Source organism: Andreprevotia sp. IGB-42 (assembly GCF_009848685.1).
GTDB lineage: Bacteria > Pseudomonadota > Gammaproteobacteria > Burkholderiales > Chitinibacteraceae > Andreprevotia.
The window spans coordinates 1-22,841 of sequence record NZ_WXTX01000024.1 but is presented as its reverse complement, the minus strand read 5'-3'; the positions used below and the strand labels follow the sequence as shown (position 1 = coordinate 22,841).

The 22,841-nt window shown below is 60.9% G+C and carries 20 protein-coding genes; 13 read left to right on the top strand and 7 right to left on the bottom strand.

Annotated features, from left to right (window positions below):
* Positions 1 to 26 precede the first annotated feature (26 nt).
* The gene (locus tag IGB42_RS21140; protein WP_159675477.1) at positions 27 to 680 is read left to right on the top strand and encodes a DUF1345 domain-containing protein; all 654 of its coding nucleotides are present in this window, start codon (positions 27 to 29) and stop codon (positions 678 to 680) included.
* A gap of 13 nt (positions 681 to 693) precedes the next feature.
* On the opposite strand, the gene mug is transcribed toward IGB42_RS21140, so the two are convergent.
* Positions 694 to 1,251, bottom strand: coding sequence for a G/U mismatch-specific DNA glycosylase (mug, locus tag IGB42_RS21135; RefSeq protein ID WP_159675475.1), 558 nt, complete (start codon positions 1,249 to 1,251; stop codon positions 694 to 696).
* A gap of 114 nt (positions 1,252 to 1,365) precedes the next feature.
* Positions 1,366 to 2,355 carry an SLAC1 anion channel family protein gene (locus IGB42_RS21130; RefSeq protein ID WP_159675473.1) on the bottom strand — a complete coding sequence of 330 codons (990 nt, stop codon included), beginning with the start codon at positions 2,353 to 2,355 and terminating at the stop codon, positions 1,366 to 1,368.
* A 137-nt stretch (positions 2,356 to 2,492) separates the two neighbouring features.
* Between IGB42_RS21130 and IGB42_RS21125 the strand changes: the two genes are divergently transcribed.
* Positions 2,493 to 3,422 carry a LysR family transcriptional regulator gene (locus IGB42_RS21125; protein WP_201800045.1) on the top strand — a complete coding sequence of 310 codons (930 nt, stop codon included), beginning with the start codon at positions 2,493 to 2,495 and terminating at the stop codon, positions 3,420 to 3,422.
* 229 nt (positions 3,423 to 3,651) lie between these two features.
* Here the strand turns inward: IGB42_RS21125 and IGB42_RS21120 are convergent, their stop codons facing one another.
* The gene (locus IGB42_RS21120) at positions 3,652 to 5,598 is read right to left on the bottom strand and encodes a carbohydrate-binding protein (protein ID WP_159675471.1); all 1,947 of its coding nucleotides are present in this window, start codon (positions 5,596 to 5,598) and stop codon (positions 3,652 to 3,654) included.
* A 326-nt stretch (positions 5,599 to 5,924) separates the two neighbouring features.
* Here IGB42_RS21120 and IGB42_RS21115 point away from each other — a divergent pair, with 326 nt between their 5' ends.
* The 4 genes from IGB42_RS21115 to IGB42_RS21100 all read left to right on the top strand — a co-directional run bounded on the left by IGB42_RS21115 (position 5,925) and on the right by IGB42_RS21100 (position 10,853).
* Positions 5,925 to 6,140: a hypothetical protein gene (locus tag IGB42_RS21115; protein ID WP_159675469.1), complete on the top strand. Its 216-nt coding sequence runs from the start codon at positions 5,925 to 5,927 to the stop codon at positions 6,138 to 6,140.
* A gap of 231 nt (positions 6,141 to 6,371) precedes the next feature.
* Positions 6,372 to 8,429 (top strand): bifunctional 2',3'-cyclic-nucleotide 2'-phosphodiesterase/3'-nucleotidase, encoded by a 2,058-nt coding sequence (locus IGB42_RS21110; protein ID WP_159675467.1) that lies wholly within the window; start codon positions 6,372 to 6,374, stop codon positions 8,427 to 8,429.
* Positions 8,430 to 8,433: 4 nt separating this feature from the next.
* Positions 8,434 to 9,219 (top strand): tetratricopeptide repeat protein, encoded by a 786-nt coding sequence (locus tag IGB42_RS21105; protein WP_159675465.1) that lies wholly within the window; start codon positions 8,434 to 8,436, stop codon positions 9,217 to 9,219.
* A 368-nt stretch (positions 9,220 to 9,587) separates the two neighbouring features.
* On the top strand, positions 9,588 to 10,853 hold the full coding sequence (locus IGB42_RS21100; protein ID WP_159675463.1) for an HD-GYP domain-containing protein: 1,266 nt from the start codon (positions 9,588 to 9,590) through the stop codon (positions 10,851 to 10,853).
* Between the two features lie 97 nt (positions 10,854 to 10,950).
* Here IGB42_RS21100 and IGB42_RS21095 read toward each other — a convergent pair whose 3' ends face one another.
* Complete coding sequence (locus IGB42_RS21095; RefSeq protein WP_159675461.1) at positions 10,951 to 12,216, bottom strand: ABC transporter substrate-binding protein; 1,266 nt, start codon at positions 12,214 to 12,216, stop codon at positions 10,951 to 10,953.
* A gap of 410 nt (positions 12,217 to 12,626) precedes the next feature.
* Between IGB42_RS21095 and IGB42_RS21090 the strand changes: the two genes are divergently transcribed.
* The 5 genes from IGB42_RS21090 to IGB42_RS21070 all read left to right on the top strand — a co-directional run bounded on the left by IGB42_RS21090 (position 12,627) and on the right by IGB42_RS21070 (position 20,346).
* Complete coding sequence (locus IGB42_RS21090; RefSeq protein WP_159675459.1) at positions 12,627 to 13,703, top strand: substrate-binding domain-containing protein; 1,077 nt, start codon at positions 12,627 to 12,629, stop codon at positions 13,701 to 13,703.
* Positions 13,704 to 13,717: 14 nt separating this feature from the next.
* Entirely contained in the window at positions 13,718 to 15,214 is a 1,497-nt protein-coding gene (locus IGB42_RS21085) for a sugar ABC transporter ATP-binding protein (RefSeq protein ID WP_159675457.1), read from the top strand.
* A gap of 8 nt (positions 15,215 to 15,222) precedes the next feature.
* Complete coding sequence (locus IGB42_RS21080; RefSeq protein WP_159675455.1) at positions 15,223 to 16,197, top strand: ABC transporter permease; 975 nt, start codon at positions 15,223 to 15,225, stop codon at positions 16,195 to 16,197.
* A gap of 110 nt (positions 16,198 to 16,307) precedes the next feature.
* On the top strand, positions 16,308 to 17,924 hold the full coding sequence (locus IGB42_RS21075; RefSeq protein WP_159675453.1) for a glycoside hydrolase family 3 protein: 1,617 nt from the start codon (positions 16,308 to 16,310) through the stop codon (positions 17,922 to 17,924).
* Between the two features lie 217 nt (positions 17,925 to 18,141).
* The gene (locus IGB42_RS21070; protein ID WP_201800044.1) at positions 18,142 to 20,346 is read left to right on the top strand and encodes a carbohydrate-binding protein; all 2,205 of its coding nucleotides are present in this window, start codon (positions 18,142 to 18,144) and stop codon (positions 20,344 to 20,346) included.
* 81 nt (positions 20,347 to 20,427) lie between these two features.
* On the opposite strand, the gene IGB42_RS21065 is transcribed toward IGB42_RS21070, so the two are convergent.
* The 3 genes from IGB42_RS21065 to IGB42_RS22045 all read right to left on the bottom strand — a co-directional run bounded on the left by IGB42_RS21065 (position 20,428) and on the right by IGB42_RS22045 (position 21,848).
* On the bottom strand, positions 20,428 to 21,210 hold the full coding sequence (locus IGB42_RS21065) for a helix-turn-helix transcriptional regulator (protein WP_159675451.1): 783 nt from the start codon (positions 21,208 to 21,210) through the stop codon (positions 20,428 to 20,430).
* Between the two features lie 297 nt (positions 21,211 to 21,507).
* A complete protein-coding gene (locus IGB42_RS22050; protein WP_201800043.1) occupies positions 21,508 to 21,660 on the bottom strand; it encodes a hypothetical protein in 153 nt (50 codons plus the stop codon).
* 5 nt (positions 21,661 to 21,665) lie between these two features.
* Complete coding sequence (locus tag IGB42_RS22045; protein WP_201800042.1) at positions 21,666 to 21,848, bottom strand: hypothetical protein; 183 nt, start codon at positions 21,846 to 21,848, stop codon at positions 21,666 to 21,668.
* Between the two features lie 193 nt (positions 21,849 to 22,041).
* Here IGB42_RS22045 and IGB42_RS21050 point away from each other — a divergent pair, with 193 nt between their 5' ends.
* Both IGB42_RS21050 and IGB42_RS21045 read left to right on the top strand, forming a co-directional pair.
* Positions 22,042 to 22,245 carry a hypothetical protein gene (locus IGB42_RS21050; RefSeq protein ID WP_159675447.1) on the top strand — a complete coding sequence of 68 codons (204 nt, stop codon included), beginning with the start codon at positions 22,042 to 22,044 and terminating at the stop codon, positions 22,243 to 22,245.
* Positions 22,242 to 22,403, top strand: a complete 162-nt coding sequence (locus tag IGB42_RS21045; RefSeq protein WP_159675445.1) for a hypothetical protein — start codon at positions 22,242 to 22,244, stop codon at positions 22,401 to 22,403. Before IGB42_RS21050 ends, IGB42_RS21045 begins: the two co-directional genes overlap by 4 nt.
* The last annotated feature ends 438 nt before the right edge of the window (positions 22,404 to 22,841 follow it).

The following is a 22,841-nucleotide window of genomic DNA, read 5'->3' as shown; positions in this document are numbered from 1 at the left end:
ACGCTATTTCCACCGGGCAAGCAACGATGTTCAATTTCAGACACCTTTTCGTGACACGGCCACGCCTCGTGCTGGCCATGGGGCTGGGCACGCTGGCCTACTGGCTGTTGCCTTCCGGCATCAGCGGCCTGACGCGCGGCCTGTGCAGCTGGAATATCGCCGCATGGGCTTACCTGATCGTGCAGTGGTGGCTGATGCTGCGGGCCGACCCGGCGCGCATCCGGCAAGTAGCAGACCTGCAGGACGAAAGCGCCGGCACCATGCTCACGCTGGTGAGCTTTGCTGCGGCGATGAGCCTGCTGGCCATCCTGCTGGAGCTGGGCAGTGCCCGGCATATGGCCGGCAATGCCCAGGTTTTCGGTTTTGCGCTGACCGCGATCACGCTGATCGGCGCGTGGATCCTGCTGCCCACCGCATTTGCCATCCACTACGCGCACCTGTTCTACGGCAGCCATGGCAAGCACCACCCGCTGCGCTTTCCCGATCAGACCAGCGAGCCGGTGTACTGGGATTTCCTCTACTTCTCGTTCACCATCGCGGTGGCCGCGCAAACGGCGGACATTGCCGTGGGCACCATGCGCGCCCGGCGGCTGGTGCTGGCGCAATCGGTGCTCGCCTTCGTGTTCAACCTGGTGTTCCTTGGCCTGTCGATCAATGTGGTGGGTGGCTTGCTGAGCTGATACCCCGCAGGCATCAATGCATCGCCAGCAACAGCGCTTTGTAGGCGGCGGCAAGATCATCCAGGCTGAACGCGCGATTCAGGCCGCTGGGGTTGGGCAATACCCACACGTTTGCGCCCCCGAACAGCACGCTCTGGCACCCCCATTGCACCTGCCGCTGGCCTGATATGGCCGCGTATGCGGCCTTGCCCAGGAAGGCAATCCAGCCGGGGCGATGCCGTTCGATTTTCTGCAACAGCAACGAGCGTGCGTCACGGAATTCCTGCAGTGAAAGTTGATCGGCCCGCTGCGTTGGCCGGGCAACTGCGGTGGTCAGACCACAGCCATGGGCGAGCAGGTCGGCATCGTTTTCGGCACGCAGCAGCGTGGGCGTAAAGCCGGCCAGATGCAGCGCCCGCCAGAAACGGTTGCCGTTACCGGCAAAATGGTGGCCGGTGGCTGCTGCTTTCAGACCGGGGTTGATGCCGCAAAACACCACCGCCAGACCGTCCGCCAGCACATCCGGCAAGGCGGAAGCGGGTGTATTGTCGGTTGCAGCAGGCAACAAACCCAAACCTTGATTGCTGACCATCTCGCGCTCCACCTTTCCTCCCGTCCGCCATGTCGATGTTTACTGGCCATTGCTACACGGCATCGGCCCAATGCATACACGGCCGCAGCAAGCTGCGGGTGACAACATGCCGTTTCAACCGGCAAGCATTTCACCGTTGAAGAGAATATGCAGCGTTCTGGCAACCAGCACCACAATCACCACGTTCAGCAACGCAAGCAGGATGATCGCGATGCCCGTCACCGGCCAGACCTGTACGAACATCGCGTATTTCAGCGCCGCACTCGTCAGCGCTGCCAGCGGAAAGCTGATGGCCCACCAGCTGCTGGCGAACGGTATGCCCTTGCAGAAAACCCTGGGCGCCAGTGTGAGGAACAGGAAAAGGCCGGAGTAGAACAACAGGCCAGAAAAGGTATCGACCCGCTGCATCACGTTGCCGTACGCCAGAAAACCGACCGCGAATGGCGCTACCAGGATCAACAGCGAAGGGGCCATGCCGGCGGGCATCGGCTCGTGATGGATGAGCCGGGACATGATCATGGTAAAGAACAGCAGCGCAAGCATCATCCCCACCGCCAGCGCGAACAGGTTGACTTCGTGCGCCCACGGCATGCTCATGCCGCTGCCGGCAACGGCGATATCCAGCGTAGCCACCCCGGGAATGAACCAAGCGGGAACCGCATGCGCGGCATCTATCCTTCCCTGCAGCAAGCGGGTGGCAATCATGAAACAGAACGTGATCGTCGCCACGGCTCCCACTGTCCACACGGCTTCGGCAAGCGGCTGGCTCAATGGGGCAAGCACTGATGACAGCAGCAGCATGGCGATGGTGATGGTGCCGAAAAAATTGCCGGTGACAGGATGCCGGTACTCGGCAACGACCACTCCCGGATAGCGGATGGCCTTGACCAGATAGCCAACGCCCAGCACCAGGAAGACGCTCAGGGCGAGCATGCCGATGACTTCCGCTACCAGCATACTGGCGCCGAACTGGTGGCTGGCCTGGCGCCATGCAATGGCCAGCCCGGCTAGACCCATCACCGATGCAAACAGGTTGACGGGCAGATTGCGGATTGAAGCCGCGTTTTGCAGCGGCTGCGAATGGGTGCTCGACAGCGTGATCATGGCGTTCTCCAGTCTGGGGCGTGCGCAACACCAATTGGCGCTGCGCCCCGTTTTTTCGGGTACAGGCCATGGTATTTCCTGCTCGCCGACAAGATAATCCGGCATGATCAGGAATCATCTTCCCGGAATATGAGAATATGCCTGATCGCTTCGAAGCCATGACCATCCTGGTGGCGGTGGTCGACGCTGGCAGTTTTTCCGCTGCGGCGCGCCAGCTCAAGATTCCGCTTGCGACGGTAAGCCGCAAGGTAGCGGAACTGGAATCGCATCTGGAAACGCGCTTGCTGCATCGCTCCACCCGGCGACTTTTGCTCACCGAAGCTGGCCAGGCCTATGTTGCCGCCTGCCGGCGCATACTCGAGGAAGTGGGCGAAGCAGAGCGTGCCGCAACCGGCGAATATGCGGTACCGAAAGGCGAGCTGGTGCTCACCGCACCGGTGGTTTTCGGGCGGCTGCACGTGTTGCCGGTCGTGGCGGACTTCCTCAAAACTTATCCGGGTATCGACGTGCGGATGCTGCTGACCGACCGCGTGGTGCATCTGCTGGAAGACCGCGTTGACGTCGCAGTGCGGATTGCCGAACTGGCCGACAGCAATTTCGTTGCAGCCCGTATTGGCACAGTACGGCGGGTGGTATGCGCCAGCCCAGGCTATCTGGCTGAACACGGCACACCGCTGCACCCGGCAGAACTCGCCACGCATGCGTGCATTACCCACGAACAGGTGACCGCCAGGCAGGTCTGGCACTTCATGCCCGGCAAATCCGCTATCGTGGTGCCCATCCGTTCGCGGCTTGCCGTCAGCACCGCGGAAGCCGCAATCGATGCAGCGGTTGCCGGTATCGGGCTTACCCGCGTGCTGTCGTACCAGATGGCGAACGCGCTGCATGGCGGTGCGCTCGGAATCGTGCTGCAGGCATTCGAATCTGCGCCACTGCCTGTCAGCCTTGTTCATGCCGGGCAGCGCATGCTGCCGCTCAAGTTGCGCGCGTTTCTGGACTTTGCCACACCACGCCTGAAGGCCCGTTTGCTGGCAGTGGAGGCTGACCGGCAAACGGCCGGGAAATAGCGACCAGCAAACCCTAAGGTCACCATGACCAGCGGCGGCTGCGCTGTGACACGCCGGGATCGGACAGCCATTGCTGGCCGGGCGTCGTACCAGCCATCCTGTCGTGCAGGAATCATTCGATGGCGCCAGATGGCCATCAATTAAATGAACCCGCAGCCGATCAAAAAAAGGGGCGCCGACTCTATCGGCACCCCTCGTCGTTTCACCCGCCTTTTAATGCAAAGGCAGCTTATTGCGGTGGCGGCGGCAAGATGGTGAGCGAACCATCGGTCGGCAGCACCGTGGCGCGGAAGTGGCCATTACCCAGCGGCTGCGCATTGATGACCTTGGTCCCGCCCTGCAACAGCGGCAACGAGGTGCCGGTGGCAGTCAGGTCCAGGGTGATCGGTGTTGCATACTTCACGCACAGCGGATCACTCACCGGGAAATCCATCCCGCGTGCGTTGGCCCACATCACCGGTGCGCAGTAGTTGCGGGCAAAGCGGTAGCGGATCACGTCGGATGGCGTGCCCACCCACAGCAGGCCGGCATCCACCTTGCTCTTCACGTAGTCCAGATGCGCCAGATACCGATCGACCGGCACCGGTTCCCACGGTAGCGTGCCCACGCCATGCATGGTGCGCGTAGCCCAGCCGCCCTGTGCAATGGCTGCATCCACGTGCAGGTTGAGGATGTCGCCAGTGCCCGGTGGGTAGATCGAATACTCGCCGGCATTGGTGAACACATCCCATAGCACTGCGTACGGATCGGCAAACTGCGCACCGTTCACGCCGGCAGCATGGCCGTACTCGATATTGCCGCCCCCCAGATCGCGGTTGCCTGCACGCCCGCCCAGGTAACCCGGCTGCGCACGCAGGTAAGCGAGCGCGGCATCGGTCGCGGTATCGGAAGGCCACACGAAGTACGTGGCCTGATAACCGCTGAGGTTGGTGGCAATATCCTGTTGCGACTGGGCGATTTCCACGCTGTTCACCCAGTTGGCTGCGCTGCTGTCGTAATGGTTGCGGCTATGGCTGGCAATTTCATGACCATGGGCAATGAAGGTGCGTGCCGATGCCCAGCGCGCTGCATCGCACTGCGAGGTGATGGCGGCAAATGCAGCCACCAGCCCGCGCTGTGCCAGAGCCGGCTCTGCAGTCTGGATCTGCGTATCGCTCAGGTACGAGCAATAGTCGTCATGCACCATCGAGTACGCGCCGGTTGCACCATTGCGCCAGGTTTCCACTTTCACTGCGCTGAGGGTCTGCGCTGGCAGCGGTGTTGGTGTAACCGGTTTGGGGGTCGGGGTTACCGGCACCTGCCCAGTAAACGACTGTACCGAAATGCTTTCCACGCACTTGGTATATGCGGCATTGCAAACCAGCAACTTGTACGCCAGGTTGGCCACGATCATCTTGCCGGCAATGCTGCCGCTACCACCGTAGGTAGCCTTGTTGTTGATGAAGTCGTCGCCTACCCAGATCGATGTGCTGTCCAGCACCGGAATGACGCCGGCAAAAACCACATGCCAGTTGGCCGGTGCAACGCCTGCCAGTTGCGCGCTATCGACACTCCACGACACATTGGCCGAGTTGGTGCCCGTGGCCGCCAGCGTCCAGTTGATCGCAATCGGGCTGCCTGTTGGCAGCGGGTTGGGTATGCCGGTCACTGGCGGGGTCGGTGATGGTGTGGGCGATGGGGTCGGCGTCGCGGTGGGTTTCGGCGTGGCGGTAACCGGCGGCGTAGGCAGGATTTCGCACGGCGAAATCACTTTCCACGGCCCCCAGGTATTGGTCGGATCAGGTACTTCGCCTTGCACCCACCACTTGGCTTCGAAGCGCGAGCTGCCATAGCAAACCACCTGCCCGGCGGTATACGCCTGGCTGGCCTGCCAGAACGTCACGCCGGGTGTCGGTGTGGGCGTCACGCGTGGCGTGGGAGTCAGCGTTACGTTCGGTGTGGGGGTCAGGGTAACGGTGGGGGTAGGTGTGGTGCCGGCCACCACTTCCCATGGCCCCCATTGGGCTGCACCGGGCACATCGCCCTGTGTCCACCATTTGGCCCGCCAATCCTGGCCGGCATAGGTCACCGTGGTGCCGCCGGTATAGGCGGTGGTACTGACCCATGCCGGGGCCGCAACTGCCACCGTGGCCACCATGGCCAACGGCGCCAGCAACATCCATTGCTTGCTTCGCATCGATTTGTCTCCGTCCTGTTGTGATCTGCCGCTGCATCCAGAAGATGCAGCAAGGGCAGGCGCGTTATTTACGCGTGACTGACTATAAACACACACAGCAAGCAGGAGTACCGCTGTAATGCGCCGGTTCACGAACCGTTGTAAAATTTCAACAAATCCATTAATAATCAAATACTTAAATTTACACATCAGCGCATCTGAATTCATGAATGGTCGCACCGTGCAAACAGCAGCGGGCTTATGGGTCCATACTGTGCAGGCACCCTGTGTCGACGTGCAGCCGCGCGCCATTGCGTGGTCCAAGGCACGTACACCGGACCGGCCCCATGCAACGTTTTGAATACCTGACCCGCAGCGACTTCCACGAAGCCGCTGAAAATGCCGCCCGCGCGTTTGGCGGCCGGGAGAAAGAACGGCTGAGCGCCTATGCACAAGCCGTTTCAACTGAACTGAACAAGCTGGGTGCCGAAGGCTGGGAGCTGCTACAGGCGCCGGACAGCACCGCCAACCGGATGTGGATATTCAAACGGCCACAGGCTTGAGGTATCGGTACCTGCAGCGCAATGGCTTGCATCGCCTGCCCGGTGGTACGCCCGGGCAAGCCCGCAGGCAGCACATTACCGCACTTCAATCGCCCCTTATCCCAATGACATACAGCACAGAATGTTTTGTCACATTTCCTGTGTATAAATTTCAAAAAGCTGTCACGTTTTTTTTAATTTCCTGCCATGTGCCAAGTGCAGACTCGCCCCCACAAATTCAGGGAGCAAGCCATGCAACGCAGTCTGGGCATCATTCTGATCACCACCGCAGCAAGTACGCTGCTGGGCGCATGCAATAGCAGCGACAGCACGCCGGCCACCCCCACGCCGGCACCAACCACCGTGCCGCAGATCGCCGCCGGCACCACGGCCAGGCTGGCGCTGCTGGAAACCACCGACCTGCACAGCAATGTGATGAGCTACGACTACTTCAAGCTGGCCGAAGACAAATCCTTCGGTTTCGAGCGCGTGGCCACGCTGATCAGCCAGGCCCGCAAGGATTTCCCCAACACGCTGCTGCTCGATAACGGCGACACCATCCAGGGCACCGCCCTGTCCGACTACCAGGCGCTGGTCAGCCCGCTGGGCTGCGACCAGACGCTGGCTATCTACAAGGCGATGAACGCAGCCGGTTTCGAAGGTGGCGGCATCGGTAACCATGAATTCAACTACGGCCTGCCCTTCCTGGCGCAGGTCACCGCCAACCGCTTCAACGTGGATGGCCTGCCCGAGCCTGCCGCCCAGAAAACCTGCGCCGGCCCCAAGTTCCCGCAAGTGCTGGCCAACGTCTACAGTGTCAAGACCAAGCAGCCACTGTTCCAGCCGTACGCGATCATCGACAAGACCATCACTGCCACCACGCCGGACGGCAAGCAGACCACTGCCACCGTCAAGGTCGGCATCATCGGCTTTGCCCCGCCTGCCATCCTGGCCTGGGACAAACGCTGGCTGGATGGCAAGGTCTACACCGTGGGCGCCAAAGAGGCTGCAGAGCAGTTCATTCCCGAGATGCGCGCCAAGGGTGCCGACCTGATCGTGGTGATCTCGCACGGCGGGCTCGATAACTCGGCCTATTCGCCCACGATGGAAAACGGCAGCTATCACCTGTCTACAGTGGCGGGTGTGGATGCCATGCTGATCGGCCACTCGCACCAGTTGTTCCCCGATGCCACCAGCACCGTCGCCCAGTTCAATCTGCCAGGCGTGGACAAGGTGAAGGGCACCGTGAACGGCGTGCCGACGGTGATGGCCAACTACTGGGGCAAGAACCTGGGCGTGATCGGCCTCAACCTGAGCTTCACCAACGGCAAGTGGGCGGTGGACAAGACCAAGACCACGGTTGAAGCACGCTCGATCCAGAACGCGGACAAGAGCTATGTGGCGGTGGACCCGAGCATCGGCGCACTGATCGCCGCCGAACATGCAGCCACCATCAACTATGTGAAAACACCGATCGGCAGCACCGACTTCCGCATGACCAGCTACTTTGCCGATGTGGGCGATCCGGGCGCGATCGAGATCGTCAATCAGGCGCAGGCCGGCTACGTGGCTACCTACGTGAAGGCCAACCTGCCGCAATATGCAGCATTGCCGGTACTGTCGGTCAGCGCGCCGTTCAAGAGCGGCTTCGGTGGTGGCAACGATTTCACCGATGTAGCCGCCGGCAACGTGGCAATCAACAACGCTGCCGACCTCTACCTGTACCCGAACACCATCTACGCGGTGAAGGTGAATGGCAACGATGTGAAGAACTGGCTGGAAACCGGCGCCAAGCGCTTCAACCAGATCGACCCGGCCAAGACCGCGCAGCAGGAACTGATCAGCAGTTTCCCGGGCTACAACTTCGACATGTTCACCAGCAAGGACATCAGCTACGAAATCGACGTGACCAAGCCTGCCGGCAGCCGCATCGTCAACCTGATGTACAAGGGTGCACCAATCGCCGCCAGCCAGGAATTCATCATCGCCACCAACAACTATCGCGCCAGCGGTGGCGGCAACTTCCCGGGCCTGGATGGCAGCAAGACCATTTTTGCCTCGCCCGATGCCAACCGCGATGTGCTGATCGACTACATCAAGGCCATCAGGAACGTGCAACGCGCGGTCAATGGCTCGGATCGCAGCTGGCGCTTCACCAAGGTAACCACGCAAGGCGCGGTGGTATTCCACTCCGCCGCCGGCCAGCTGGCACTTGCCCAGGCTGCAGGCCTGGGCAATATCACCCAGCTGCAGGCGGATGACGGCAGCGGCAAGGGCCTGGCGCTGTACGGTATCGACCTTGCCAAGTAAATCCATGGCACTGGCAACGGGCATGGCCGGACGACGCAAAACCGCGTTGCTGGTCAGCCTGGTGGGGGTAGCGAGCGTCGCAACGCTTGCCATTACCGCAGGCGGCTGGCGGGCCCCGGTATTGCCGGAAGGGGGCAACCGTGCCGGCAAACTGGCCGAGCTGCGCGTGCTGGCGCAGGCTGGCCGCGATGCGGATGCACTGGCCACCTTGCATCAGCTGGCGCAAGGCGGCAGTGCCGATGCCGAGCGCACGCTGGGCCAGGTATTGCTGGCCCGTGGCGACAGCCGCGACGCCTTGGTATGGCTGCAGCGTGCCGGCAGCGCGGGCGATGCGGAAGCCAACGCCACCATGGGCAAAGCGTATCTGCTGGGGCAGGACGGCGTGCGGCAGGATTACGCGCAGGCCCGCCCGGCATTGCAGGCAGGTGCAGACCGCGGCCACGCTGGCGCGGCCTATTACCTGGGCCTGCTGTACCGCAACGGTTATGGCGTACCCGCCGATACCGCTGCAGCGGCGCACTGGTTCCGGGTGGCTGCCAGCCAGCAATCGGCAGCAGCGCAATTCATGCTGGCCAACGCCTACCGCAATGGCGATGGCGTGCCGCAAAGCAATGAGCGCGCGCTGGCGCTGTACCGGGAAAGTGCCGAGCTGGAATACCCGCCCGCCAGCCAGGCATTGGCCATGGCTTACCAGAACGGCGAAATGGGCCTGCAGCCCGATCCGGTCAGCTACCGGCAGCAGCTGGCAGAAACCGCGCATGCAATGAAGCACCCGGCGCAACAGCCTTAGCTGTGGCTGTGGCTGTGGCTGTGGCTGTGGCTGTGGCTGTGGCTGTGGCTGGCAGCAGCATCCGATGTAACAAACAGATTTGCTTTTAACTACCGTTCGTCTGATCATTCGATGTCAGTATTGCGCAAGTTGTCCGCATGTTCACGCCGTGCAAATCCGTCACAAATCCTGTTGGTCCTAGCTAGAATCAATAGCCCGGAGCAGCAATTTGCTTCCGGCAGGCACTCAATGCGTGCCTGTGCGGATTTGCCGTTGGCATACAAATCGCCGTCTGGCGTGGTTCCTGTAGAAGATTAGGAAAAGCTACTATATTAGCAAGTCGTTTCATACAAAGTTGACGGCCAAAATACACCCGTACAGGGGGATGGATGGAAGACGGAGCCTTGAATGCGGTAAACCCGCATTATCTTGAACGCGTGATGGCGGCTTCCGCGCATCGCGAGATCGAAACATGCGAGGACGTGTACACGCAGAGCGGGGTCAAGCTGCTGAGCAAGGGCGCACGCATTTCGCATGAAGTGAAAGACAAGCTGGCGATCCACAAGCTGCGCAAGCCGCTGGAAAACTGCCTGGCGGTGAAGTCCGGCATGGACAAAGCTCATCTCACACGCACCATCGAGCGCGTGCTGGACCAGAACACCGCATTGCACCCGCTGATCGGCAAAGGCTCGCTCAGCCGCAGCATCACTGCACTGCCGCTGAACCCGCCCACGCTGGCCATGCTGAGCGTGGCGGAAAGCCACGGCGCCGAAGGGCTGGATCATTACCTGCTCGTGGCCTTGCTGTCGCTGGGCCTGGGCTACAAGCTGCAGCTGGGCGAGAACGACATGCAGGTGCTGGCCTCGGCCGGCCTGCTGCACGATGTGGGCGAGCTGTATATCGACCAGCGCTACCTGGATACCTCGCGCGTACTCACGCCGGAAGAATGGCGGCATTTATCCGTACACCCGGTGGTGGGGTTCCGGCTGGCGACCGAGATATGCGGTTTTTCCAGCAAGGTGGGCGAAGCCATCCTGCATCACCACGAGCGTGGCGAAGGCGGCGGCTACCCCAGCGGCATCACGCAGGCCAAGCTGGCGCTGCCGGCCCGCATCGTCGGCACCGCGGAAATGGTGGCATCCCTCGCCAATTTTTCCGAATACCCGCTGGAGCGTGCTGAAGTAGCCGCACGCATCGTTCCCGGCGAATACGATCGTGAGCTGATCTCGGTGCTGTCACGCGCGCTGGGTGATGCGCGCAATGGCAAATTCGGCGTGCAGCACATCCTGCCCACCGAGCAGATCCAGGCCTTGCTCAAGGCCATTGCCCGGGCACTGGGCCTGTTCGAGCAGTATGAAGCGGCCAGCCCGCAACACGGCAGCCCCAGCCAGAAACTGCTGGAGCGCGCGTTCACGCGCTTCAAGCTGATCATCCGCGCGTACTCGAGCACCGGGCTCGACATCCAGGACAGCAGCAACCCGCTCGATACCGATGCCAGCGACTGGATGTTTGCCGAGATCGACATGATCCTGCATGAAATCCGCTGGCGGCTGCGCGAGCTGGCGCGCGATATCGCGCTGCGCTCAAGCCAGATTTCGGCCGACGAAGCACAGTACTTCCAGCCACTGGTGGAAATGCTGCACGCGCGGATCTGATGGCGCGCGTTCAAGCACCTCGGGCCATAAAAATCCGCCAATAAAAAACCCCTGCCTTGCGGCAGGGGAACAGGCAGATCCCGAGGAGGATGCGCGCTTACTTCTTCGCAAGCCGGTCGTTCCACTTTCTGGCGGCGGCGTCGAGCGCAGCCTTGGCAGATTTGCGGCCTTCGATGGCTTCCTGCATTTCGTCGTTGAATTCGGTACGCATCGCCGCTTCATCGGGCATGTTTTCCGCCGGCAGGATGGGCGTACGCGCATACGCCATCGATCTGGCGGCCGTCGCGCGCGCCAGACCAACCGGATCGCTGCCGTTGGCGCCAGACGAGAAGAACTCGTTCTCGTTGGCCTTTTTCGACGACGGGAAGGTGGTGCCGGTGGCCTTGGCAAACGCCAGCTGGGCATCGTCATTGGTCAGCAGCAGGCCCAGCTTGGCAGCAGCCTGCGGGTCCTTGGTGCCCTTGGGCATCACGAACGACATCAGCCAGCCCCCCAAGGCCATGTTGGCGCCCCCCAGCGGGAACGCCATGATGGCGGTCTTTTCATACATCGCATTGCTTTGCGCGCTGAGCTTCTTCAGCGCGGTGGGCGCGGTGGTCATCATCGCCAGTCGGCCAGCGCCATAGCTGGCGATTTCCTGTTCGAACTCGATGCGGAAGCTGTCCTTGGGCACCACGCCCTTCTTGTACAGATCGGCAAACAGCTCCAGCGCTTCCACATGTTTCTTGCTGGTGAAGGCCGCTTTGCCATTCTCGAAAATCGGCAGCCCCATATAAACGAACCACGGGATCATGCCGCCGTCGCCACTCTTGGTGGCCAGCTTGGGCGAGAATGCCGGCACGCCGGTTTTCTCGGTAACGAGGCGCGCAGCGGCAATGAACTCATCGAAGGTTTTCGGCGGGGTCTTGATACCGCTCTTGGCCAGCAGATCCTTGTTGTATGCGATCACCGAAACCGAGTTGTAATACGGGAAGCCATAAATCCGCTCCTTCACCGACAGATCCTTCAGCGCCCCCGGCAGGTAGACGGTCTTGCCCTCCCCCATCAGATCATCAAGCGGCAACAGCAGGTTCTTGTTGGCGAATTCATGCGTCCATGGCACGTTGAAGTTCACCAGTGCCGGCGGCGTGCCCGCAGCAATCGCCGATACCAGCTTGGGCTGGATCTGATCCCAGTTCATATCGGTCCACACCGCTTCGTAGTTCGGGTTGGCCTTGTTGTACTTCTGTATCACGTCGTTGAAGAACGGCGCGAACTGCACGGTATTGAACGTCCAGAACTCGACCTTGGTGCGGTCAGCGTGGGCCAGCGCCGGCGCCAGCAAGGCCAGCAGCAACAACGGTTTTGTGCAGCGTTTGAACATCGTATCCACTCCAGTTTTGGGTAGGCCATTGGGGATGGCATTGTCGGCAAGCGGGCTCCGGCCCGGCAAACCACTTATCTTTACGAGCAAAAAGGGTAATACATAGGTGTTACGCACGCAGTCTAGGTAGCAAAAATACCTTTGTCAAAAGTCTGAAAAAGTTCTGCTGTAAGCAAAAAATTTCCGCACGGCAGGATTAATGCCGTAAAAAGCAAAAAACCATGGCTATTACCGCATAAATCGGCAACACGCTTACTAGTAGCGGACATCACCCGACAAATAGCTCGTCTGGTTTCCCACAAACTACTCACTTGTCATGTACTTTGGCCGCTACGGTTACATGACACCCGCTTGACAACACCTACGTATCACTCATAATCAGCTCCAGATCACCCTACAAGAAGCCGATCATGCCTCTCCGCCTCTGTAAAACACTGTTGCTTGCCGCTGCATTGCTACCTGTATCCGCCACCTGGGCTGCCGCCGAGCGCACGCTCGGCCCCAATGGTGAAACGCCCACGCCGTATACCCAGGTCACGCTCAGCCCTCAGGATGTCAGCGGGCTCAAGGGCAAGGGCTACAAGGCAGCCATCCTCATGCACACCAGCTCGGACTTCGCGACCGCGCTGACTTCAGGTGCGAAGAAGGTCTTTGGCGAACTGGGCATCCAGGTGGTGGCGGTGACGGATGCGGAAATGGACCCCAAAAAGCAGCGGACCGATCTGGAAACGGTGCTGGCGCTCAAGCCGGACATCATCATTTCGCTGGTAATCGATCCGGTCTCCGGCGCGGCGGCATTCCGCCAGGCGACGGAACAGGGCGTGAAGCTCGTGTTCATCAGCAATGCGCCGCAGGGCTTCAAGGCCGGCAAGGATTACGCCGGCATCGTCACGGACGATCTGTACGGCATGGGGCGCTCCGCAGCGGAAATGCTGGCGGCCAGCATCAACAACCAGGGTGACGTGGCCATCATGTTCCACGCGGCCAACTACTATGTGACCAACCAGCGCGATCAGGCGGTCAAGTCGGTGCTGGCCGCCAGGTATCCCGGCATCAAGGTGGTGGCCTCCAAGGGCATCGCCAACCCCAATGATGGCGAGATGATCGCTTCGGCCATCCTCACGCAGAATCCTTCCGTCAAAGCCATCTATGCGCCATGGGATGCCATTGCCGAAGGCGTGACCGCAGCGGCCCGCGCCGCGGGGCGCAAAGACCTGAAGGTGGTCACCATGGACCTCGGCGCCGCCAATGCGCTGGATATGGTCAAGGGCGGCAACATGGCCGGCATCGTTTCCGACCTGCCGTACGACATGGGCCAGACACTGGCACGCATGGGCGCGTTATCGCTGCTGAAAAAGCCCACCTCGCCCTTCGTTACCGTCGATGCCATCAAGGTCACACCGGCCAACCTGACAGAGCAATGGCAGAAAGCGCTGGATCGCAAGCCGCCAGAAGCTGTCAGCAAGGCATTGCAGGCCCGTCGCTGATCAAGGGGAACACCATGCATAGCCCGCTTGCACTCCGCATTACCGGCCTGAGAAAGCAGTTTGATGGCACGCCCGTGCTCAAGGGCGTGGACCTTGAGCTGGCCGCCGGCGAAGTCCATGCCATCGTCGGCCAGAATGGCGCCGGCAAATCCACGCTGATGAAGATCGTCAACGGCCTTTACCAGCCGGACGATGGCCGGATCGAACTGTTTGGCAACGTGGCGGCGTTTTCATCACCGCGTGATGCACGGGCCGCCGGTATCGCCATGGTGTACCAGGACCTGAGCCTGGTCGACAGCATGTCGGTGGCGGAAAACATGTTCATGGCCAACTGGACGGAATCGCATTTCGGCCTGCTGGACCAGCGGGCCATGCATCAGCGCGCACAGGCATTGCTGGAAAAAATGGGCATTGCTGGCGAAATCAGCCCCGACCAGCCGGTAGACAGCCTGAGCATGGGCCAGCAGCAGTTTCTGGAAATCGCCAAGGCGATTGCGCAGGATGCACGCATCCTTATCCTGGATGAGCCCACTGCATCGCTCAGCAACCAGGAAATCATCCGGCTGTTCGCGGTGATCGAGCGGCTGAAAGCGCAGGGCGTGGCCATCATCTACATCACCCATTACCTGCACGATATCTTCAAGATCTGCGATTCGGTGTCGGTGCTGCGCGACGGCCGCTGCGTGCGGCGTGCGCGTACCGACCAGATCCAGATCGGTGCATTGCTGGCCGACATGCTGGGCCGCCACGCCGACAGCAGCGTGCAGTGGCAGCGCCCCGCCCCGGCCGGCGATGCCAAGCCGGTACTGGAACTGCGTGCACTGACCACCGATGAGCTGGATGGTGTATCGCTGCAGGTTTACCCGGGCCAGGTGATCGGCCTGGCCGGCCTGCTGGGCAGTGGCCGCACCGAAATCCTCAATGCCATTTTCGGGCTGTCGCCGATTGCCTCGGGCGAGATTCTGGTGAACGGCCAGCCGGTCAGGATCCGTTCGCCACGCGATGCAATCGACCAGGGCATCAACCTGGTGCCGGAAGACCGGCGCGAGCAAGGGCTGGTACTCGATTTCAGCGTAGCGGATAACCTGCTAATGTCCTCGCTGCGCGAGCTGGCCTCGCCAGTATTGCTGGATGAACAACGCGGCAATGGCATTGCGCTCGACCTGATCCGGCGGCTGCAGATCAAGACCAGCGGCCCGGCCCAACTGGTGCGCTACCTGTCCGGCGGCAACCAGCAGAAAGTGGTGATCGGCAAATGCATGGGCACTGCAGCACGCATCCTGCTGCTGGACGACCCCACCTTCGGGATTGACCTGGCGGCCAAGTACGAGATCATGCGCATCGTCAATGACTATGCCGCCGCCGGCAACGCCGTGGTGTTCGTCTCCAGCGAATATGGCGAGATCGCCAGCTTTTGCGATGCCACCTATATCGTCAACCGGGGGCGCATCACCCGGCACATGCAGCGCCATGAGCAAAGCGAAGAACAACTACTTGCCGCAGTGCAGTGAGGAAACCCATGGATATCGTCGCCAATACCCCCGCCCAGCCCCCGAAGAAACGCGTGATCCCGTGGAATACGCTGCTGATCTATATCGTGTTCGCGGTGATCTTCCTGTTCTTTGCCATCACGCTGCATGACAAGGGTTTCCTGCAACCGGCCAACCTGATGAACATCGCGCGGCAAACGGCGATGATCTCGATCATGGCGGTGGGCATGACCTTCGTGCTGTCTGCGGCCGAGATCGATCTGTCGTTCTGCGCGGTGGTGGCGCTGGCGGCGGTCACGGTGGCCTTGCTGCTGCCGTATGGCATGTTCATCGCCGTAGGCGCCGCGCTGCTGGTCGGTGCGTTGTGTGGCTTGATCAACGGCCTGTTCGTGTCACGCGTGGGTATCCCCTCCTTCCTGGTCACGCTGGGCACCACCGGCATCATCACCGGCATCACACGCTGGATGACCGGGCTGCAGACCATTCCCATCGACAATGAAACCTTCACCTTCGTGTTCGGCTCCGGCGATTTCGGCCCGGTATCGGTATTGTTCCTGTGGATGATCGCCATCGCCTTGCTGGGCCATGTGTTGCTGCGCAAAACCCGCTTCGGCAAGGAAGTGCTGGCCAGCGGCGGCAACAAGATCTCCGCCATGTACTCCGGCATCCGCGTGGGCCGCATCAAGCTGTACGTGCTGGTCCTGAACGCGGTGCTGGCCGCGCTGGCCGGCATCCTGTACGCGGGCCGGCTGCAGAGCGCCCGCTACACGCTGGGTGAAAACGACCTGATGATGGTGATTGCCGCAGTGATCATCGGCGGTACCAGCCTGTTCGGCGGCAAAGGCACCGTGGCCGGCACCATGGTGGGCGCGCTCATCATGGGCATGGTCAACAACGGCCTGATCCTGATGGGGCTGAACATCGACCAGCAACTCATCTTCCGCGGCGTGATCATCATTTTCTCGGTCACGCTGACCATGGGGCACCTGCGCAAGAAGCACTGACGCAACGCCGCCCCACCCACCCCCATCCAGACGAACCCCCGGCATGTGCCCCAGACGGGCACCGGGGCTTCGTACGCCCGAAATTTGCCTCTCTCTTCATGGAGCCCGTCATGTTCGAAGCATTCCGCCAGCAGGCCGCCGCGCAGATCGCCGGCTGGTCATTGCAGGAAAAGGTTGGTCAGCTGTTCATTCTCGCCTTCCCGGGCAAGGATGCCGAAGCGGCCCGGCCACTGATCGAACGCTACAACCTGGGTGGCTGCTACCTCAGCCAGGACAACGCCGATACCTTTGCCGAAGCGCGCACGCTCACCCGCGCCATGGATGCAATGCGTGGTGCCGATTTCCCGCCGCTGCTGCTGGGCGTGGATCAGGAAGGCGCCTGGAGCGTGCTGTCGCCTGAATCGACCACCGGCCCGGGCAACCTGGCGCTGGGCAGCGCGGACAACCCGCAGCTCACCGCTGCCATGTACCGGGTGTTCGGTAATGAAATGCGCTCGGCAGGCTTCAACTGCGTGCTGGGCCCGTGCGCGGACATCAACTTCCAGACCGAATCGCCCATCATCGATACCCGTGCGTTTGGCGAATTGCCCACCCGGGTAGCCAGCCAGGCTAGCGCCGCAGTCCATGGCGCGCACGACGGCGGCATCGTCGCCTGCGCCAAGCACTTTCCCGGCCACGGCGCCACCAGCGGCGATACGCACCGCGACATCCCCACCGTGGACAAATCGGGCGCGCAATTGCTGGAAAACGATCTGCTGCCCTTCCAGGCCGCCATCCGCGCCGGGGTGGAATTGATCATGACCTCGCACATCCGCTATCCGCAGATCGACCCACAACACCCGGCCACGCTGTCCGCCCCCATCCTGCAAGGCTTGCTGCGCGAGCAGTTGGGCTTCACCGGCCTGGTGATCTCGGACAGCATGAACATGGGGGCAATCCGCCGCAACTACGCACCGGTGGAAGCCACGCTGCTGGCCTTCCGGGCCGGTATCGACCTGATCATGCTGTCCGAAGAACACTACGACCACCAGAGCGATTATCTGGACCGACAGCTGGCCATGGTGGAAGCCGTGGTGGAAGCCGTACGCGATGGCCGCTTTCCGGAAGCGGACCTCAATGCCAAGCTGGTGCGCATCGTGGCGTTCAAGCTGGCGCGGCTGGGCAAGATGCCGCTGTACCAGGATTTCGATCTGTCTGCGCATCAGCGCATCGAGCAACAGGCAGCCGAGACTGCGGTGCGCCTGCTGGCCGATCCGGGCCGCCACCTGCCGCTGCATGCCGGTACAGATACCATCGTCATCCAGACCACACCGCAGCGCGACTACCACAACCTCGTCAACGCCCGCGGCATCGGCCCCAATCAGGCGACGCCTGCATTCAATTACTTTGCCCAGACGCTGGCCGCGCTGCACCAGCGGCTGACAGTCCTCGATCACGATCTGGCACGCACATTCCTCAAAACCGCCATCCCGCAACCCGGCCAGGTGGTACTGGCCGTCACCGAAAACTACCCGTTGCCCGGCGAAGACTTTGCACAGCAGGCATCGGCCGCGCTGGTTGAGCAACTGGCTGCGCGCTTTGGCGCGCAATTGATCGTGATCAGCCTGCGCAATGGCTATCAGCCGTTGCCGGAGGGCATCGGCCAGCTATGCGCGTATTCCAGCCGCCCATGCAGTGCAGTGGCGGCAGCGCATGCCTGCGTAGCCAGCAGCCAGGCCAGCACCTGAAATAACGGCAACCCGGCAACCCGCCATGCAGACCCATGGCGGGGCGGGACAGCCACGCCCATTTTTTGCCCGTTTCAATCAACTGTAATCCAACCGGAGGAATTGCCCACTGCCTTGCTGACGAATACCGATTTTTCATAACCGCGTTTTGCATGAATTGCGGATTGCAATTCATTTCAATGCGGCTTGATCAGATACCCATCAAAGGAAATCCAAAATGAAGCACCCCATGCCGTCCAAACCGACACTGCTGTGCCTGCTGATTCTTGCGACATCGATCTCCCATCATGCCAATGCGGCATCCAATGGTAATTTCCAGGGCTTCCTGGATAAATTGCGGGCCTTTGAATCGGGTATTGATCCGGCCAAATCGGCGCTCTATGCGCAAAACCTGGATAACCCCACATTCACCACTTATGCCAAGGTCAGCGCGCCAGGCAAGATCGTGCGCAACCCGCAAACCGGCAGCCTGATCCCGGAGCCGACCTCGGCACGGCAGTTCTTCACCAAGCTGGGCATCATCGACCTGTACAGCACCAATCCGCCGGATGAAGCGGCGATGTTCCGTGCCATGCAGTACCGCTCGCTCAATGCCTGGGGCTTTGTCGGTTACCAGCTGGGTGAAGGCGTGATGATTTCCGCCGGCTACTACAGCCCGAAAATGGTCCAGGTGGGCAACGAAACCCTGGAAAGCTACTACATCTATACACCGGACAGTACCTGGGCCAACGGCGTGCATGAAACACGCACGGAAATCCCCGGCTCCGGCGGACACTACGTGCTGGCGACCGACGTCAACCGCTGGGAAGGCACCTTCACCGGCAAAAACGGCGTCAATAGCTTTCAGGATCTGGTGCAGCCGGATAAACAGGAACTGGCCATCCGCGATGCGATGCGCTTCAACTATGGTGTGATGACCGACCTGATCGGCAAGGCCAACATGACGTGGGCACAGGTACTGGCCAAGAGCTGGCCGGGTACCGATGCCCAAGGCAACCCGATCCAGATTCAGGCCACCATGTCAGGCATCCTGGCGGCCGCCCACCTGACCGGCGCATGGGGTGCAGCGGATCTGCTCACCAAGAACACCATCACCTGCGATGAAACCGGCACCTGCAACACCACCTACGTGAAGATGTTCGGCGGCTTCGATACCACCTTCGATACCCCTGCCAACGACGCCATCACCGGCAACCAGTATGACGACACACTGACTGCCGGCCAGGGCAGCGATACGGTCACCATCAATGGCAGCAAGGCGGTGATCCAGCTCAGCCAGTTTGCCGGTGGCACCACCACCATCAAGGACTTCGTGATCGGCAAGAACAAGATCGTGCTGCGCAACTGGACCGGCGCCAACCCGCTATCCAACCTGGCGGTAACCGATGGCCAGACCGGCGCAGTGCTGAGCTTTGCCGGCCAGACCGTGGTGCTGGAAGGCATCGCGGCATCTGCGGTCAACACCAATGTCGCTGCGGTGCTCGGCGTCAGCCGCCTGTTCCCGCTGGCGTGGAGCGGCACCTCGGTGGCCACCGGTTTCGATCCGGCGCTGGACCAGATCCAGGGTACATCAGGCATCGACTTCAAGAACCTGAAAATCTTCCAGGAAGGCAATAGCCTGTTCGTCGGCACACAGGCGGCCGATGGCGGCATCTATTCGTGGGTGGAACTGCCGGGCGTCACGCGCAGCCAGGTTACCGCCAACATGTTCAACGGCGTATCGGGCGCATTCAACAGCATTGAATACACGGTGCTGCTCAAGCCCACCACTTGGGGCTGGAATGCCGTCAAGTCGGTGGATTACTTCCAGGCTGCCAATACCACCATCAACCTGGCCGCGTTCCCGTATACCTTCGGCAATCTCAAGCTCGCCAAGGAAGGCAACAATACCGTGCTGAGCCTGGCGGACAACTATGCTGCCGGCGACAACAAGAAGCTGACGCTGCTCAATACGAACCTGGCAGATCTCAGCGCCAAGAACTTCTTCGGCGTCAAGGGTGGTTCGTTCGGCGATATCCAGCTCGACAATGCCATCCAGCATACGGTCAGCGCATCGGTGCAGGGTATCGGCGGCAGCATTTCGCCATCCGGCAATGTGCAGGTGAAGGACAAGACCAACCAGGTATTCACCATCACCCCGGCTGCCGGCTACCAGATCGACCAGATCCTGGTCGACGGTGCTGCGGTAGCGGTCAGCGGCAGCTACACGCTGACCAATGTCACCGCCGCCCACAGCATCGTGGCAAGCTTCAAGCCAGGCCAGAGCAATACCTGCACCGAGCCGGCATGGGTGTCCACGCAAGCGTATTCGGGCGGCGCGAAAGTGTCGTACCAGAATTCGGAATACCAGGCCAAATGGTGGTCGCAAGGCAACCTGCCCACCGCAGGTGACCCGTGGCTGCTGGTCAGGGCTTGCCAGTAAACAACGCTGTACCCGACAAGGCAAAGCCCCCTCAATGAGGGGGCTTTTTCATGCACCTGCAAACACCAGCAAGCGGGGCGCTCAGCCGGAAATGCTGATCAGGTAGTTGCGCAGGTTGATGCCCTTGTTGGTAATGCCCAGCTTGGCCCGCAGGCTATTGCGATGGTTTTCCACTGTCTTGGACGCCACGCTCAGGCTCTTGGCAATTTCCTTGGTAGACATGCCCACCTTGATGAACTTGGCCACCTGCGCTTCGGATGGCGTCAGCAACGCATACAGGCTGGCATCCAGATTGCCATCGTCGCTGACCGTCGATGACACGATGCCCTCGATCAGGTCCAGGCACATGATCAATATGGGATCAGTGATCGATTCCTTCACATGGCGGATGCGCGGCAGGTGCTCGTGGCGGATGCGGTCCATCAGTGCATCCATTTCGCCGTTGTCCTGCAATTCCTTGAATTCGGTCAGCGTGGCGGTCAGGCTATAGAATTTCTCGAAATCAGGATTGGGAAAATTATTGTCGGTTTCCTCTTCCTGCGAGCCCACCTCGATATGCCACAGTGCATCCTGCACGCGGAACAGGTGCAATTTCAGATTACGGTTGTAAAACTTCCAGCCATCTTCGCCGGTAACCGATGTTTTGACCAATGCCTTGATTGCCGCCAGATTATCCTGCCCGATCAGGAATGCAAAATTGTCGATATGCCGGGCTTCTTCGTGCGAAGGATAATTGTGATTGACGATCTCGCCGGTATTCAGAAAGCAGATGATGAAGATATTGCGGTAGGCAAGCACATGCTGCAGCGAGGTAATCGTCAACGCCATGCGCTGTATATTGGTTGAATCGGGCGTCTGCATCATCGTCCGGTTTGATCTGCTGGTTGATCTGCTGAATGGGCAAAGAAAGTATACACGGCGCAACCGGCCGCCGCGTTGCTTGTTGCGTGGGGCGCCATCACAGGCCGGGCGCGGCGTTCACGCCACCCCGGGCACAGTGCATGCTCAGGGCTGCGGCAATGATCTGGCCCTCCTGAAACCCAGGTCATCGATGCCACGATGCCAGGCAATATCATCCAGCGCACCATAGCGGGCCTGGTTGCTGCCGGCCCGGCACGCGTATTCCAACTCCGCTTCGGATGGCAGGTGGTAGCCATCTGGCTACCAGTCGCACAGCATGCTGCCTTCGCCATCCGGGCTACAGCATTCCTGCAAGCCAGCCAGCCGGGAGAGCACTTTGCAGAAAGCAAGCGCATCCAGCCAGCTCACTTCTACCGCCGGTTTGTGCGCCGGGGCGCCTGCAACAGAATCCAAGCCCATCACCTGCGCGTAGTGCGAGTGGGAAACGCATATCTGGAAAGACAATAGCGCTGCAGCGCAACCAGCCATTGGTGCCGGCTCGCTTCGTCCTTCAGCATGATCTTGCCGCCACCGACGGCAATCTTGTCGGCATCGATATCCGCAACGAGCGGCCCCGCAACCGGTGCAACAAGGTGATTCAAAAGCTCCCGCATGAATGTTCGCAGGGGACCATCATTGCCTGCCAATCTGGCAGCTTCATGGGATCAGTTTTTTTACCCGCTCGGGCGTTCACCAACGCCCCCAAGCGCCTACAGCCCGGCGGCGCAAGCGCTGATGGCTTTGTCTGGTGTGGCGAGTAGGCTAGAGGCTGTTGCAGTCACTCAGGAGAGCGCCATGCCAGAGCAGCGCCAGGATCGTCTTGATCCCCCCGCCCCGCTCGCCCCGGAAGTCAGCCCCGGGCGCGACAACGAAACCGGCAGCGCCGTTACCCAGGGCAACACACCGGACATTCCCGGTCGCCAGTCCATCGAGCAGCTTGAATCACAGGCACAGCGCCGCGACAGTCGCAACGCGCCAACGCAAGGAGCAACGCCATGAGCCAGATCCAGCCACAAAAGCAGGCCAGCCCGCCACAGCAACCGTCCTCCACGCAAAGCCGCCAGGCCGAAACGCGTGAACAGGCCAAGGGCCAGAACATCGTTACCCGGCCAGAACCCAAGGTGGAAAACCCGCCCGAGCAGCAAAGCGACGGTTGAGCATAGCAGTTAGATGCGACAAGGCCCGCACCATGCGGGCTTTTTGCTGCCTGCGTGCGCCGGTGGCGCGCAGCGATCAGGCAGCCGCTACGGCCAGCACCGGTGGCAACGCGTGCTTTGCCGGCCTCCCCGCTACAGGCGCACCCACTTTGCACCTGCAACTTGGCTTTGCGGAAAATGATAAAAAAATCCCGGGCCGTGTGGCCCGGGATTTCATACACCTGATGTCGACAAGCAGCGCCAGATCCAAACACCCTGCCTTCGCTACAACCGGCAACACATCAGTCGGCCACGGCGCAATCCGGCCAGATCAGCTTGACCGGATTGCAGATCCTGAACACGTTAAGGAAGAGTAGCGCAAGGAAGATGAACGCCAGGAAATAAAAAACCGGGGGCTGCCCCCGGTTTGACTTGCTGCTACAGCATGGCTGTCGCGGA

Excerpts from the sequence above, each read along its gene's own strand:
- IGB42_RS21045 (WP_159675445.1), top strand. The coding sequence starts at position 22,242 with ATGAGCCAGATCCAGCCACAAAAGCAGGCCAGCCCGCCACAGCAACCG.
- IGB42_RS21105 (WP_159675465.1), top strand. The coding sequence starts at position 8,434 with ATGGCACTGGCAACGGGCATGGCCGGACGACGCAAAACCGCGTTGCTG.
- IGB42_RS21110 (WP_159675467.1), top strand. The coding sequence starts at position 6,372 with ATGCAACGCAGTCTGGGCATCATTCTGATCACCACCGCAGCAAGTACG.
- mug (WP_159675475.1), bottom strand. The coding sequence starts at position 1,251 with ATGGTCAGCAATCAAGGTTTGGGTTTGTTGCCTGCTGCAACCGACAAT.
- IGB42_RS21080 (WP_159675455.1), top strand. The coding sequence starts at position 15,223 with ATGGATATCGTCGCCAATACCCCCGCCCAGCCCCCGAAGAAACGCGTG.
- IGB42_RS21085 (WP_159675457.1), top strand. The coding sequence starts at position 13,718 with ATGCATAGCCCGCTTGCACTCCGCATTACCGGCCTGAGAAAGCAGTTT.
- IGB42_RS21120 (WP_159675471.1), bottom strand. The coding sequence starts at position 5,598 with ATGCGAAGCAAGCAATGGATGTTGCTGGCGCCGTTGGCCATGGTGGCC.
- IGB42_RS21125 (WP_201800045.1), top strand. The coding sequence starts at position 2,493 with ATGCCTGATCGCTTCGAAGCCATGACCATCCTGGTGGCGGTGGTCGAC.
- IGB42_RS21070 (WP_201800044.1), top strand. The coding sequence starts at position 18,142 with ATGAAGCACCCCATGCCGTCCAAACCGACACTGCTGTGCCTGCTGATT.
- IGB42_RS21065 (WP_159675451.1), bottom strand. The coding sequence starts at position 21,210 with ATGATGCAGACGCCCGATTCAACCAATATACAGCGCATGGCGTTGACG.
- IGB42_RS21050 (WP_159675447.1), top strand. The coding sequence starts at position 22,042 with ATGCCAGAGCAGCGCCAGGATCGTCTTGATCCCCCCGCCCCGCTCGCC.
- IGB42_RS21115 (WP_159675469.1), top strand. The coding sequence starts at position 5,925 with ATGCAACGTTTTGAATACCTGACCCGCAGCGACTTCCACGAAGCCGCT.
- IGB42_RS21140 (WP_159675477.1), top strand. The coding sequence starts at position 27 with ATGTTCAATTTCAGACACCTTTTCGTGACACGGCCACGCCTCGTGCTG.
- IGB42_RS21130 (WP_159675473.1), bottom strand. The coding sequence starts at position 2,355 with ATGATCACGCTGTCGAGCACCCATTCGCAGCCGCTGCAAAACGCGGCT.
- IGB42_RS21095 (WP_159675461.1), bottom strand. The coding sequence starts at position 12,216 with ATGTTCAAACGCTGCACAAAACCGTTGTTGCTGCTGGCCTTGCTGGCG.
- IGB42_RS21075 (WP_159675453.1), top strand. The coding sequence starts at position 16,308 with ATGTTCGAAGCATTCCGCCAGCAGGCCGCCGCGCAGATCGCCGGCTGG.
- IGB42_RS21100 (WP_159675463.1), top strand. The coding sequence starts at position 9,588 with ATGGAAGACGGAGCCTTGAATGCGGTAAACCCGCATTATCTTGAACGC.
- IGB42_RS21090 (WP_159675459.1), top strand. The coding sequence starts at position 12,627 with ATGCCTCTCCGCCTCTGTAAAACACTGTTGCTTGCCGCTGCATTGCTA.